Genomic DNA, 12,944 nt, shown 5'->3' on the forward strand with positions numbered 1-12,944 from the left:
AAGATCGTTTTCATCATCAATTGCTTCAAAAAGGTGTTTGCTGAATGACGACAATCACGAGACGCAATACGGGCAAGACCGCTTTTACGTTAATCGAACTGCTTGTGGTGATCAGCATTATTGCAATCCTCATCGGCATCCTTTTGCCTGCACTTGCTAAAGCACGTCAAAGCGCACAAACAGTCAACTGCGGCCAAAACCTCCGCCAAATCGGCATCGCGATTCTCGCTTACACCGTCAACGAGAACGGGCATATACCACTCAGCGAGGCCCCGGCTAATTTCAACCCGCCCAACTTCTATCAAGGCAAAGATATCCCAACGAGCCAAATCCAAATCGGCGGCTCCCCAAGTGCACGCGTCGGTATTGGCATTCTTTTTAATACCTATCTATCTGATAGTCGTGCTTATTTTTGTCCAGGAGATGATGATCTCGACAATGCGGATGAAGAGCTAGCTAAAGTTGTAACCGGTGATGCTGTCTATTGTTCTTACTACTATCGTAACGTCCCTGAATCTAAGAATACAATGATCGAAAATCTAGGGACTTGGAAGAACGATGACAACGAATCCATCCCTATCTCTGCTTTGGCATTGGACCGCAATTCATTGCCTGAATTCTCCAATTATGGTGTTTACCCACAAACCAATCATTTCGGCACTGCTGTCAACATTCTTCATACAGATGGGCACGTTAGCCTAAACAGTGACGATGGCACACAATTCAGTATCCCTGCCGACACAAACATATTTAATCCTGTCGAAACGGTTGCTGCCTTGGAAACAATCTTTCATAATGCAGATCAGGCTCAATAATCCCGATTACAACTCTCACAGACCAAACATTTCAAACATTCTTCCCTATTAAAACAAGCTTATTTTCACTCTATCGCCCCGTCCGATATTCGCATGTCCGGTAATCGCAAGAAATGATGTTTTTTCGAATCATCTTGCATGCTTTGTCGATCTTGACTCTGAGACACGTTACTAGGCAGTTTCATGTAACGGCATATTAGGGTTCAAAGTAATGCTTCTAAAATACAAGCTCGCTCTCATACCATGCATGATCGCAGCCACAACGCTTATTATCGGCTGCGGGCAAAGCCATCGCACATCTGTCTTGATTGAACCAACCTATTCATTCGTCAAAGAAGGCATTCAACTCGTTGATCGCTCCGACACACGGAATATGCAACACGTTCGCTTTGCCAAAAAAGATCATGACGAACAATCAAACGATTGAACCTGCTTTCAATCAATACCTAGACAAAACAAACGCTGACATAAGTCAGCGTTTTTAATTGCTAACCATTTCCTCTTGGTCTGATGAAGTTAAATCTTGCTTTAGCAATGCTGCAAGCAAATGATCTTGTTCAATTAACTCAATCCATGTTTGCGTATTAGCCAGATCAGGATATGCAACCCCCAAAATATGCAGCTGTGAAATTGCCGCATCTTTCGATCCCATCAAAGCGGTAATGATCGCAACATTCAACTTTGTCTCAAAAGTACGCTCAATGCGATCCTTCACGCTCCAGATCTGAACATCGCTTAGCCTTGATTCAAAACTCTGACGAGCCTTTTCTAATGACCGCACCGCCCCTTCATCATCCGCTAACTTATAGTTCGCAAACGCTTCTCCCAACCACGCCTCCGCATGATCCGCGTCAATGCGGCACGCACTGTTGTATGCTTCCTTCGATTCAACATACCGCGCCATGTCGAACAGAATATTGCCCTTCACATAAAACGGCATCGCCCGCTCGTATCGCGTCAATTCTCCATCCGAACCAGTTGATTTGATCGCCTGTACACGTTGAATTGCTTCGTCAATTTTCTCTAGCGCTTCATCATATTTACCCTGCCCCGCCAATCGACCGGCCATCGAATAGATCTTCGAAAGCGGTACAGGCTTATTCCAAGGCCGCTCAATACAAGATGGAAACACAAACAACGTTGCAATCAACAATAAACTCATCACAACACGCTGTCTCATGAAAGCCTCCTTGCTTCCCACAACCCCATCTACGCTTCTCATTACACCCTCTAGTTATACCGCAAACACCCCCATGCAGATACCACATCACGTATCGCGTACAAAAAAGAAACGCAGGCCGAAACAATCGACCTGCGCATCATTGATCAAGCACAAACATTAGGTTCTATCGATGACACTCACTGATTGACTGCCATCAATCGATCTTAGAGCTCGACATACTCCAGATCAATCCCTTCTTCTTCAACCTCACTTGGAACGTGAACATCAGTCACAAATTCACCGCCAATGGCCGCACGAACGGCAGCATCGTCATAAATGCTTAGTTCAAAATCAGCACCAGCGTAACGCATCAGATCCATCGCAATCTGACCTTCCGACTTCACGTAATCCAGCGGTTTAATCGCCTGCACAAAACGCTGCAAACGGTTATTTATATTCTCGAATGTACCAGCCTTCTCAACCCATGTTGCACCCGGTAACACAACATCCGCTGTCTCGCTTAGCTTGCTTGGCAGCGTATCGACTAATACCACATATTTGCCTGCAATCATATCCGCAAGCTTATCTTCAACCCACGCATCAGCGTAGTTACCTGTCACGATCACAGCCTTCGTTTCCGCAGCCTGAGACACGAATGAATCATAATCAAGAACATTGTCAGTCAACTTACTAAGCACACGTCTCACACCACGAGCGTTCGGAGCTTTCTCAGCATAAATCGTATACCCGCCTGGGAATGATTTATCCTCGCCTTCCATCGGAACTTGTCCAACACCCAGCTTCGCTTTCGGATCAAGACTTACCGCCAACTTGCCGAGCAAATATGCATCTTCGCAAGACAGCATCGGGCTAACTAACAGTGAGATAGCACCCTCGCCGCTTTCCTCTGCAATCTTCTTCAAACGAGCCGCAACAGCTTCTACCGCCGGCTTCCACTCAACATCTTCGCGTCCACCTTCAGCGTTCAAAACACTAGGCATACGCAAACGATCTTCACGTTGCACAAACTTCCAACCATAACGGATCTCGTCACTGATCCACCACTTATTGACGTCAATATTCGTCCGTGGCTTAACGCGGTAAACCTTGTCCTGATTGTATTCAATCGAGATGTTGTCACCCGATGCCGTAATACCATCAATCGAAGACGCACGCTCAAGATTCCACACACGCATCGACATCAAAAAGTCTTTATCAAGCAATGCACCCACTGGGCAAATATCAACCACATTGCCCGACAATTCATTCTCCAACGGCTTACCCGGGAACACATCAATCTGTTCGCTCGAACCACGACCAAACACACCCAACTCACTCGTCCCTGACACCTCACGTGTAAAACGCACACAACGCGTACACATGATGCAACGATCCGAGTACAGCAGTACATTCGTACCGATGTCCTTCTTAGGTTGCTTAATTTTTGTTTCTTCAAACCGCGAGCAACTGCGGCCATACTTATATGAGTAGTCCTGCAAAGAACACTCACCTGCCTGATCACACACCGGACAATCCAATGGGTGATTGATCAGCAGGTATTCCATCACAGCCTTCTGATTCGCCACGCTCTTTGGCGACTTCACATAAACTTCCATCCCATCCGCCGCAGGCGTCTGACATGTCGGCACAAGCTTCGGAATCAACTCAACTTTATTATCGTTCCTCGGATTTGGCTGCGCCACCTCCGCAAGGCAGATACGACAACTCGCAACGATCGACATCGAAGGATGGTAACAATAATGGGGGATTTCAATACCATTCTCTACTGCAACCTGAAGTACTGTCTTCTTTCCTTCAAACTCGCATTCTTGGCCGTCAATCTTCAGCTTGGGCATGTTGGCTACTTCCGCAATTCGCTGTTTGTTTTTCACTCAGCCGTCGGCTTCTCCGCCGCGACCCGGGGCGCCGATGCAACGATTGGCCATGCATCAACTTATGGTCACATAGCATAACCTTTTTCGCTCGCTACGCCGAACTCAACTAACCTCTCCACTTCAACCCCCATTCAGCAATCCACGAGTTCAATCAATCCTATGCTCTGCGTGACTTATTTTTAGCGCGCCATCCTATTCCAACCAGTAAAAACCGTCCAGCCGCACGTCGAAATCCAGAGTCAACTTCTCAACACCATCATCATTCATCTTCCAAACAATAACACCATCATCTCTCCTGACCTTCCCTCTGATCCTTAAATCCGTATGTATCGCATCTCAAATTCTTCATTAGATCAAAATCTCACGAATCGCCCCATTTAGCTCAATTACCTAATTAACGTAACTCGTTACTATTGTGAAAATTCTATAATTCGTCCTGTACGGAATATGTTCCTTTCTGTTAAACTATGGCTGACGATATGCCTTTCAAGACAGATTTTCAGGCGTCCTATCTGATTTTAATCATTTGAATTCATCTATTTTTTATTTGATGTGAGCAACGCGTATGGAAACCACACAAGTCGTTAATGTATCTACGAAACGCCATCGTGGCCGCCCTGCCGGCGCTAATGCCGAAATGCAGAAAAACCGCATTCTTCAGCACGCATGTGATGCTTTTGCTGAGTTTGGCCCAGACTCAACCCGGCTGCAAGACATCGCCGAACGTGCTGGTGTCGACCGACGGCTCGTCTATCACTACTTTAAGTCCAAAGATAGACTTTACTTAGATGTTCTCCGCGACATCTTCAGCAAGCTCGTCAATCTCAGCGAGGATATCGCTGCTGGCCAAACCAATCTTGATGTCGTCATCGAGCAACTCATGACGCGCTACTACCACTTCTGCCGCACCAACCCCGCCTACGTCCGTTTGCTCATGTGGGAAAACCTCCGTGACGCACGCGGCCTCAAAGAGTATGCCGAGAAGTGCGAAATGATCCGCCACAACTTCGAATTCATGAAGCCGCTGATCCTAACTGCTGCTCGCGAAAAACGTTGCCGCATTGACCTCGATCCCACCCTCCTCGTTCTCTCATGCCTCGGGCACTGCCTCTACTTCCTCTCACACGGCTCATCGCTCGAACTTTTCTTCCATTGCGATGCGACATCCGACAATGCACAGGACCGCTGGCTCGCCCATTCCATTCAAATCATCCGTGATGGCATCCGTCCCGTTTAGCTTCAATACTTGTTCAATCTGCGAACGTCACTCAACCTTGATCCAACACCTCTACGAATTCCCCCATTTCGCAGCACGCTGTCTCCTCGCCCGTACCATTCACGCTCCACCCTCCAAACCACACCTCCAGCCACAGCTCAATCTCCTTAAATCCCCTATCCACGGCAGCATAGAGCTTCAACCTATCCACAAAATCACCCCCGATTGTTTGCAATCCTCCCACTGCACTTTTATCCTGTCCACATAAGTTGTGCCTTTAATAGTGCATCTTGCAGACGTCCCCGCAAGACACGGTTCGACTGCCAAGCGCTATAGCTTGTCGAATCGCCCGTGATATTGCTATGGACGCTCTCACTCAACCTGCCTGAAGCCCAAAAATGTGCACACGACTTTCCCAGCGGCGCGTTGCCGAATGAGACAATCCTCCTTGCTCCTGCCTCTTGCCGTTCATACAACCGCAACGCAAACCAGCGCCCAGCCGGTCTGACCAAAGGATTGACTCAGCGAGAAGCTTCAAACACTTCTCCTCTGAGATAAACCCTTGCTAAATCTCAAGATGTCCGGACTCACCCAAATGTCAATGACACTACTAAATGTGCTCGCTCAGACTGCCACAGGCACGATCGAGCAATCAAGTCCGATCGTTATCTATATCGCCTCCATCATCGGCGCGTTGGCCGTCTATTTCGCTATGCCCAAACGTCGATTCAACTGGCCATTCATCGCCGCAGCCCTCGGCCTCGCCGCGATCGCCATCCTCTGGGGATACCTCGTACGTTTCATCACGTGGGAAAACCTAGGCATCTCCAACGCCGCCTACGTCTACTACTACGTCTTCAGTGCCATCTCAATCCTCTCAGCCGTCAAAGTCATCACCCATCGCAAGCCCGTCTACTCTGCTCTTTGGTTCGTCCTTGTCATCCTCTCATCCGCTGGCCTGCTCATCACCCTCACCGCTCAATTCATGGCCTTCGCCATGATCATCATCTACGGCGGCGCCATCCTCGTCACCTACATGTTCGTCATCATGCTTGCCTCACACTCCGGCGACCCCGAACACGAAGATGAAGGCACTATCTACGACAAGCAAGCACGCGAACCGCTCCTCGCCATCATCGCCTCATTCCTCCTCATGGCCGCCCTCCTCAACGTTTGGTTCACACCCGCCAACTCACAAACCCACGTCTCTCCTATATTTGCAACCAACGCCGCCGCACCCGCCGACGACGTCCTCATTAATAAATTTCTCGCCAATCGCAATGAGTCTTCCATCGCTGAAGCCATTATCGCAACCGAAGGTGAAGACAACCTCAAGAACTACAAAAACGCTGACACCCAATCACTCACCAATATCGAAAAGGTTGGCCTCAACCTCTTCAACTCACACCCTCTCGCCCTTGAGATCGCTGGCGTCATCCTCCTGATCTCCCTCATCGGCGCGATCGTCATTGCAAAAACCATCGTCCCCGAAGAACAACACCTGAAATCATGATCACGTTATGACACCGCTCATACGTGATTTTTTTCTTTTACAAGCGAACGAATCCCGCCGACAACCTCGGCTTCAACACGGATCAATAACATGAACACGCTTGCTCAAACCGGACTCCAATACCCTGTACTGGCACACTTCCTGACCACCGGCGCCATCCTCTTCGCGCTCGGCCTCGTCGGGTTCCTCTCCAGACGTAACCTCATCATCGTTTTCCTCTGCACAGAACTCATGTTCCAAGGCGTCGTCGTCACACTCGTCGCCCTCTCCAAGTACCACATGAACATCACAGGCCAAACCTTCGTGATCTTCGTCCTCACCATCGCCGCATGCGAAGCCGCCCTCGCACTCGCACTCGTTGTCCTCCTCTACAGACGTAAACGCACACTCGACTCACAATCCCTCCAAGAACTCTCCGGCTAACCCCTCCTCATCCCCTCTCTTCTCAACCCTCCTTCCTCCTCAACGCCTCACGTCCCGTTACCTTAAACAGACCATCAACCTTCTACGGTTTGAACAAATGACTACATTTGAACTCGCAAAATTCATCCCCTGGTTCCCCGCAGTCGGCGTCATCTTATGCCTCATCTGCTGCACCAAACCAGCACTCCGCAAACTCGCAGGCCCCATCTGCGTCCTCTCCATCCTCACCTCCTTCATCGTCACATGCCTCGCCTACAAAAGCGTCCCCGGCGTCGTAGGTACCACCGTCGACGAAAACACAAAGTTCGCCGTCCTCAACCTCTTTGACTGGATCCATGTTGGCAATTTTAAAGCCAACTTTTCCTACTTCTTCGATCCACTCACCATCATCATGCTCTTCGTCGTCACCGGCATCGGCACGCTCATCGCAACCTACGCCATGGGCTACATGCACGGTGAACGTGGCTACGCCCGCTTCTTCGCCGCTGTCGCACTCTTCATCTTCTCCATGACCAACCTCGTCATGGGCGACAACCTCCTCGTCCTCTACCTCGGCTGGGAAGGTGTTGGCCTCTGCTCATACCTCCTCATCGGCTACTACTACGACCAACCCATCGCCGTTGAAGCCGCCAAGAAAGCCTTCATCGTCAACCGTATCGGTGACCTCGGCTTCGCCCTCGGCATCTTCCTCACCTACCTCACCTTCGGCTCCATCGAATTCAACGTCATCATCCCCGCCGCTCAAGAACTCCTCGCCAACGGCTCACACGCAGCAACCGCTCTCTCAGAGCCCGTCAAAGCCGCCATTGCTCAAGCACAATCCGTCAACCCCGCATACCTCACTTGGATTCCATTCCTTCTTATGCTTGGCGCTTTCGGCAAATCAGCCCAAATCCCGTTATTCGTCTGGCTTCCAGACGCCATGGCCGGCCCAACACCTGTCTCCGCACTCGTCCACGCCGCAACCATGGTCACCTCCGGCGTCTACATGGTCGCCCGCCTCACACCAATTTTCCAACTCTCCGAATACGCACTACCAGCCGTCGCTCTCGTCGGCGGCATCACCTGCATCTTTGCAGGCACAATCGCTCTCACTAACAACGACCTTAAAGGTGTCTTCGCCTACTCCACCGTCTCCCAGCTCGGCTACATGTTCATCGGCGTAGCCGTCATCTCCGTCGGTGGCATCTTCCACCTCACAACACACGCTTTCTTCAAAGCACTCCTTTTCCTCACCGCTGGCTCTGTCATGCACGCACTCGCTGGCAATCTCGACATCCGCACCATGTCAGGCATGCGTAAGAAAATGCCCGTCACCTGCTGGCTCATGTTCTTCGGCTGCCTCGCCCTCGCAGGCTTCCCCTTCACCGCAGGCTACTACTCCAAAGACCTCCTCCTCGGCGACGCCATCCTCAGCGGTATCAAAACCAGCGACCCCATCGCCGCAAAGATGTTCTACATCGCAGGCATCCTCGGCATCATCACCGCTTTCATGACCGCCTTCTACACCTTCCGCCTCTGGTTCAAAGTCTTCATGGGCCCATACAAATATGAAATGGGCACCGACGCAGGCCACGAGCCCGTCGACGATATGGAAGTCATCACCGACGCTGTCGCTAAACAACACGAACAAGAACACGACCACACACACCATCACGGCCCGCATGAAATGCCACTCTGGCCGATGAACCTCCCACTCGTTCCCCTCGCCCTCGGCTCCATCATCCTCGGCGCACTCGTCGTCAGCGGCCTCGGCATCCTCGACTCTAAATGGTTCGAGTCCATGCTCGAAAACTCAACCCAGTTCGCAGCCTCACACATCGACCACTCCGAATTCGCTCATCACACTCATACCACCGTCGCCATCATCTCCATCATCCTCGCAGTCCTCGGCATATCCCTCGCCGCCATCTTCCACTGGTGGAAACGCGAATGGGTCGCACCACTCTGCAAGCCAATCACCCCGATCATCAACATCCTCGTCAACAAGTATTACATCGACGAACTCTACGAACTACTCATCCGCCGCCCACTCCACACACTCGGCCGCGTCCTCTTCGTCTTCGACGACTACGTACTCGCTAACCTCGTCAACTTCGCAGGCTTCGTCCCGCGACTCGTCGGCTACGCAGTACGACCCACGCAAAACGGCGTCCTACAAAACTACGGCGTCGGCATGGTCATCGGACTCGCTGTCGTCATCATCATCGCCTTCTACGCATGGCTCGGCTTCTAATCAACCATTAGCCACTCCGCTACACATTGTTTTTCTAACACTCACAACCTCAACCCGCTGCTCCTCAACTAGCACGAGCAATAACCACTAGCACTTTACTTAAAGAGCAAAACGAAATGACCATCGACCAACTGCTCATCCCAGTCATGATCATCGCACCCGCGATCTTCGCTTTCGCGCTGCTGATGCCCGGCAACGTCTTCGACTTCAAGAAGAACATCGTCGCCTTCTCTCTCATCGGCACGCTCGTTAGCTTTGTCGCTTCGCTCGTACTCGCATACAACTTCAACTGGGCACCAGAAAACCCAGCCATGCAGTTCGTCGACCAGATCCCCTGGGTCCCAGGCTTCGGCCTCACCTTCTCATGGGGCATCGACTCCATCTCTCTCTGGCTCATCCTCCTCTCAACATTCCTCATGCCCCTCATCATCCTCGGCTCATACTCCGCTTTCCAAGGCCGTGAACGCGAGTTCTTCTTCTGGATGCTCATCCTCGAAACCGCAATGCTCGGCACATTCGTCGCCACCGACATCATCTTCTTCTACATCTGCTTCGAATTTACACTCATCCCCCTCTTCTTCCTCATCGGCATCTTCGGCGGCAGCGACCGCCTCAGAGCCGCTCGCATCTTCTTCCTCTACACATTCACCGGCTCGATGCTGACCTTCGCAGCCATCCTCTATGTCGCATGGAACTACTCCCTCACACACAACGGTGCATGGACGTTCAACATCGCTGAACTCTACACCGCCGCACAAGCACTACCACTCCAACAGCAAGGCCTCGTCCTCGCAGGACTCCTCGCAGGCTTCGCCGTTAAAGTCCCGCTCTTCCCAGTCCACACCTGGCTCCCACTCGCTCACACCGAAGCCCCCACCGCAGGCTCCGTCATCCTCGCTGGTGTCCTGCTCAAGCTCGGCACCTACGGCATCCTTCGCTTTGCCATCCCCATGACACCACAAGCCGTCATCGTCTTCGCACCATGGATCGGCGCTCTCGCCGTCGCCGGCGTCCTCTATGCCGCACTCGTCTGCTGGGTACAAACCGACGTCAAAAAACTCGTCGCCTACTCTTCAGTCTCCCACCTCGGTTTCTGCGTCCTCGGCCTCTTCGCCTTTGACCTCGACCAACTCGGCTCCGTCGGCTCCGTCATGTACATGGTCAATCACGGACTCTCCACCGGTGCTCTCTTCCTTTGCATCGGCATGATCTACGAACGCTTCCACACACGTGAAATGGCTAAAATGTCCGGCCTCGGCCGCGCCATGCCCGTCTGGTCATTCTTCATGGTCTTCTTCGTCGCTTCCTCCGTCGGCCTCCCCGGCCTCAACGGATTCATCGGCGAATTCCTCACACTCATCGGCTCATTCACCTCACCCGAAACACTCGGCTGGCGCTTCGCTGCTCCCGCCGCAGCCGGCATGATCTTCGCCGCAATCTACCTCCTCTACATGACCGGCAAGGTCGTGTGGGGCCCACTCAAAATTCCACACGTTCACGGTGAACCAGCAGGCCAAAAACCAAAAGACCTCACCGCCCGTGAAATCATCGTCCTCACCCCCATCGCCATCGTCTGCGTCTGGCTCGGCTTCAACCCCAACCCAATGCTCAAATCACTCGAAGCGCCAATCGCAAAACTATCAAAACCAACCATTGACCTCATCGAAAGCCGCAAAGACACCGACGAGGTCAAACACGCTGGCACAACCACCCACCCTGCCCCCCCGATCCTCACCACCCAACCCCAGGCCAAAGCATGGGAATCACAAACCCTCATCAGCAACTAATCACAAAATAGACAATAATCCCATGCCCCCCAGCATGGGATCACACTCACCCCTCACTCCCTCACCACTTACTAGCACTAGTCCCAAACACTAGCACTAAAGAAATAAAACAATGATCGACATCATGACCACATTAACAACGCTCGCTCAGGCAACCTCGGTTGACGCGATCAATCTCTCTGATCATGTCAACAACCTCATCCCAGAGCTCATCCTCCTCATCGGCGGCACCATCTGCCTCATCACCGGCCTCGGTCGTGAATCTGGCACCCGTAAATTCACTGCCGTCATCGCAGCCATCTCACTCATACTCGCCATCGCGTTCATCCCCGAGTTCTCCAAACTCAAAGCCGGCCTATACGAAATCACCGACCTGCGAAGCTTCATCAAGCTCGCAGCTTGTGGCATCGGTTTCCTCCTCATCCTCGTCTCCGCATCCGTCCCCGACCTGCTCCCGCAAACTCAAAAAGCCGAAGAAGCCAAGAAGTTCGAACCCGGCAACATCTACCGCGGCGAATACTACGCATTCTTCCTCTTCTCAATCGTCGGACTCATGCTCACCGCAGGCGCAAACGACCTCGTTTGGCTCTTCCTCGCGCTCGAACTCACCTCACTCCCAACCTACGTCATGGTCGCTACAGCCAAACAGAACATCAACGCCCAGGAAGCAGCCGTGAAGTACTTCTTCCTTGGCGCTCTCTCCTCCGCCATCTTCCTGTATGGTTTCGCCCTCATCTACGGCGCCACCGGCTACACCGATCTCGCCGAAATTAAAAACGTCATCGAAGCGCAATACGTCGCAAACAGCGGCCTGTCCGGCATGCTCCTCATCGGACTCATCTTTTCCATCCTCGGCTTCTGCTTCAAAATCGCAGCATTCCCCATGCACTACTACGCCGCCGATGTGTATCAGGGGGCCTCATCAGCAGTTACAGCGTTTTTGGCATTTGTGCCAAAAACCGCAGGTTTCGTTGCCTTAATCCTCATTCTCTCAACGGTCGGCTGGAACTACGGGCCGGATCAGAATCACCTGCCGCAGGTCATTGAAATGCTGCTCTGGGTCATCGCAGTCATCACCATGTTCCTCGGCAACGTGCTCGGTATGATCCAGACATCCGTAAAACGTGCACTGGCATACTCTTCGATCGCACACTCCGGTTACATAGTCGTTGGCTTGCTCGCAGGCGCCCCCGCGATCGCCGCAACCGCCATCGCCAAGTACGACGGCGACACAACGCTCGGCCTCGCCATCGGTGACGGCATCGCTGCGGTCATGTTCTATCTCGTCGCATACGGCCTCGCGACCGTTGGCTCCTTCGCAGTGCTCGCCGCACTTCGCAAGCCAAATGGTGAAGAGATCGACAGTTATGCTGATATCGCAGGTTTGATTAAACAGCACAAAGTACTGGCATCCATCTTGGCATTGTCTGTATTTTCACTGCTTGGCATGCCACCTTTGATTGGCTTCTTAGGCAAGATTTACATCTTCGGCTCAGCCTACAAAGCGGGCTATGTGTGGCTGGTCATCATCGCGGTTGTAAACTCTGCAATTTCCGGTGCTTACTACCTTCGCATTGCGAATGCGGCGTTCTTCGGCAAGCCTGCTGAAGGGATCACCTACACCAAGACACCGGGCCGTATTGCCGGCGCGTTGATTGGCGGGGTTGCATGTTTGGTGCTGGGATTAGCTGGTGGGTTCCTGGTCGACACGGCTGGCCGTGCTGCGGATCAATTGCCGACTGAGATCAAGATCAATGATGAACAAACAGCGGCTTACGCACCATCATTGATGACTGACACAAAAGGATTTTCTGAAATTGTCACTGACTAAGTCGGTAGACCAATCAAGTCATAGATAAACAAACGCTCACCACTTAACAGTGAGCGTTTTTCTTAT

Annotated in this window: 11 protein-coding genes; 8 read left to right on the forward strand and 3 right to left on the reverse strand. The window is 51.9% G+C overall.

Annotation, left to right across the window (positions count from 1 at the left end; translation table 11 throughout):
- Window positions 1-44: 44 nt before the first annotated feature.
- Both KS4_RS10375 and KS4_RS10380 read left to right on the forward strand, forming a co-directional pair.
- Window positions 45-815 carry a type II secretion system protein gene (locus KS4_RS10375; RefSeq protein WP_200761155.1) on the forward strand — a complete coding sequence of 257 codons (771 nt, stop codon included), beginning with the start codon at window positions 45-47 and terminating at the stop codon, window positions 813-815.
- 211 nt (window positions 816-1,026) lie between these two features.
- Window positions 1,027-1,242, forward strand: a complete 216-nt coding sequence (locus KS4_RS10380) for a hypothetical protein (protein ID WP_145077705.1) — start codon at window positions 1,027-1,029, stop codon at window positions 1,240-1,242.
- Between the two features lie 54 nt (window positions 1,243-1,296).
- On the opposite strand, the gene KS4_RS10385 is transcribed toward KS4_RS10380, so the two are convergent.
- Both KS4_RS10385 and KS4_RS10390 read right to left on the reverse strand, forming a co-directional pair.
- A complete protein-coding gene (locus KS4_RS10385; protein ID WP_145077706.1) occupies window positions 1,297-1,995 on the reverse strand; it encodes a tetratricopeptide repeat protein in 699 nt (232 codons plus the stop codon).
- Window positions 1,996-2,201: 206 nt separating this feature from the next.
- On the reverse strand, window positions 2,202-3,833 hold the full coding sequence (locus KS4_RS10390) for a molybdopterin-dependent oxidoreductase (protein ID WP_145077708.1): 1,632 nt from the start codon (window positions 3,831-3,833) through the stop codon (window positions 2,202-2,204).
- A 604-nt stretch (window positions 3,834-4,437) separates the two neighbouring features.
- Here KS4_RS10390 and KS4_RS10395 point away from each other — a divergent pair.
- Window positions 4,438-5,109 (forward strand): TetR/AcrR family transcriptional regulator, encoded by a 672-nt coding sequence (locus KS4_RS10395; RefSeq protein WP_145077709.1) that lies wholly within the window; start codon window positions 4,438-4,440, stop codon window positions 5,107-5,109.
- Window positions 5,110-5,140: 31 nt separating this feature from the next.
- Here the strand turns inward: KS4_RS10395 and KS4_RS17605 are convergent, their stop codons facing one another.
- Window positions 5,141-5,299 (reverse strand): hypothetical protein, encoded by a 159-nt coding sequence (locus tag KS4_RS17605; RefSeq protein WP_200761156.1) that lies wholly within the window; start codon window positions 5,297-5,299, stop codon window positions 5,141-5,143.
- A 384-nt stretch (window positions 5,300-5,683) separates the two neighbouring features.
- On the opposite strand from KS4_RS17605, the gene KS4_RS10400 reads away from it, so the two are divergent.
- The 5 genes from KS4_RS10400 to KS4_RS10420 all read left to right on the forward strand — a co-directional run bounded on the left by KS4_RS10400 (window position 5,684) and on the right by KS4_RS10420 (window position 12,878).
- Window positions 5,684-6,601, forward strand: coding sequence for an NADH-quinone oxidoreductase subunit J family protein (locus KS4_RS10400; RefSeq protein WP_200761157.1), 918 nt, complete (start codon window positions 5,684-5,686; stop codon window positions 6,599-6,601).
- Between the two features lie 90 nt (window positions 6,602-6,691).
- Window positions 6,692-7,024, forward strand: coding sequence for an NADH-quinone oxidoreductase subunit NuoK (gene nuoK / locus KS4_RS10405; RefSeq protein ID WP_145077713.1), 333 nt, complete (start codon window positions 6,692-6,694; stop codon window positions 7,022-7,024).
- 97 nt (window positions 7,025-7,121) lie between these two features.
- On the forward strand, window positions 7,122-9,260 hold the full coding sequence (gene nuoL / locus KS4_RS10410) for an NADH-quinone oxidoreductase subunit L (RefSeq protein ID WP_145077715.1): 2,139 nt from the start codon (window positions 7,122-7,124) through the stop codon (window positions 9,258-9,260).
- A 116-nt stretch (window positions 9,261-9,376) separates the two neighbouring features.
- Window positions 9,377-11,047, forward strand: coding sequence for a complex I subunit 4 family protein (locus KS4_RS10415; RefSeq protein WP_145077717.1), 1,671 nt, complete (start codon window positions 9,377-9,379; stop codon window positions 11,045-11,047).
- A gap of 124 nt (window positions 11,048-11,171) precedes the next feature.
- Complete coding sequence (locus KS4_RS10420) at window positions 11,172-12,878, forward strand: NADH-quinone oxidoreductase subunit N (protein WP_200761158.1); 1,707 nt, start codon at window positions 11,172-11,174, stop codon at window positions 12,876-12,878.
- The last annotated feature ends 66 nt before the right edge of the window (window positions 12,879-12,944 follow it).

This window comes from Poriferisphaera corsica, from assembly GCF_007747445.1.
Classification (GTDB): Bacteria; Planctomycetota; Phycisphaerae; order Phycisphaerales; family Phycisphaeraceae; genus Poriferisphaera; species Poriferisphaera corsica.

Bases quoted from the DNA above. Each gene is read 5' to 3' on its own strand.
- KS4_RS10375 (WP_200761155.1), top strand. From the start codon at position 45: ATGACGACAATCACGAGACGCAATACGGGCAAGACCGCTTTTACGTTA.
- KS4_RS10380 (WP_145077705.1), top strand. From the start codon at position 1,027: ATGCTTCTAAAATACAAGCTCGCTCTCATACCATGCATGATCGCAGCC.
- KS4_RS10385 (WP_145077706.1), bottom strand. From the start codon at position 1,995: ATGAGACAGCGTGTTGTGATGAGTTTATTGTTGATTGCAACGTTGTTT.
- KS4_RS10390 (WP_145077708.1), bottom strand. From the start codon at position 3,833: ATGCCCAAGCTGAAGATTGACGGCCAAGAATGCGAGTTTGAAGGAAAG.
- KS4_RS10395 (WP_145077709.1), top strand. From the start codon at position 4,438: ATGGAAACCACACAAGTCGTTAATGTATCTACGAAACGCCATCGTGGC.
- KS4_RS10400 (WP_200761157.1), top strand. From the start codon at position 5,684: ATGTCAATGACACTACTAAATGTGCTCGCTCAGACTGCCACAGGCACG.
- nuoK (WP_145077713.1), top strand. From the start codon at position 6,692: ATGAACACGCTTGCTCAAACCGGACTCCAATACCCTGTACTGGCACAC.
- nuoL (WP_145077715.1), top strand. From the start codon at position 7,122: ATGACTACATTTGAACTCGCAAAATTCATCCCCTGGTTCCCCGCAGTC.
- KS4_RS10415 (WP_145077717.1), top strand. From the start codon at position 9,377: ATGACCATCGACCAACTGCTCATCCCAGTCATGATCATCGCACCCGCG.
- KS4_RS10420 (WP_200761158.1), top strand. From the start codon at position 11,172: ATGACCACATTAACAACGCTCGCTCAGGCAACCTCGGTTGACGCGATC.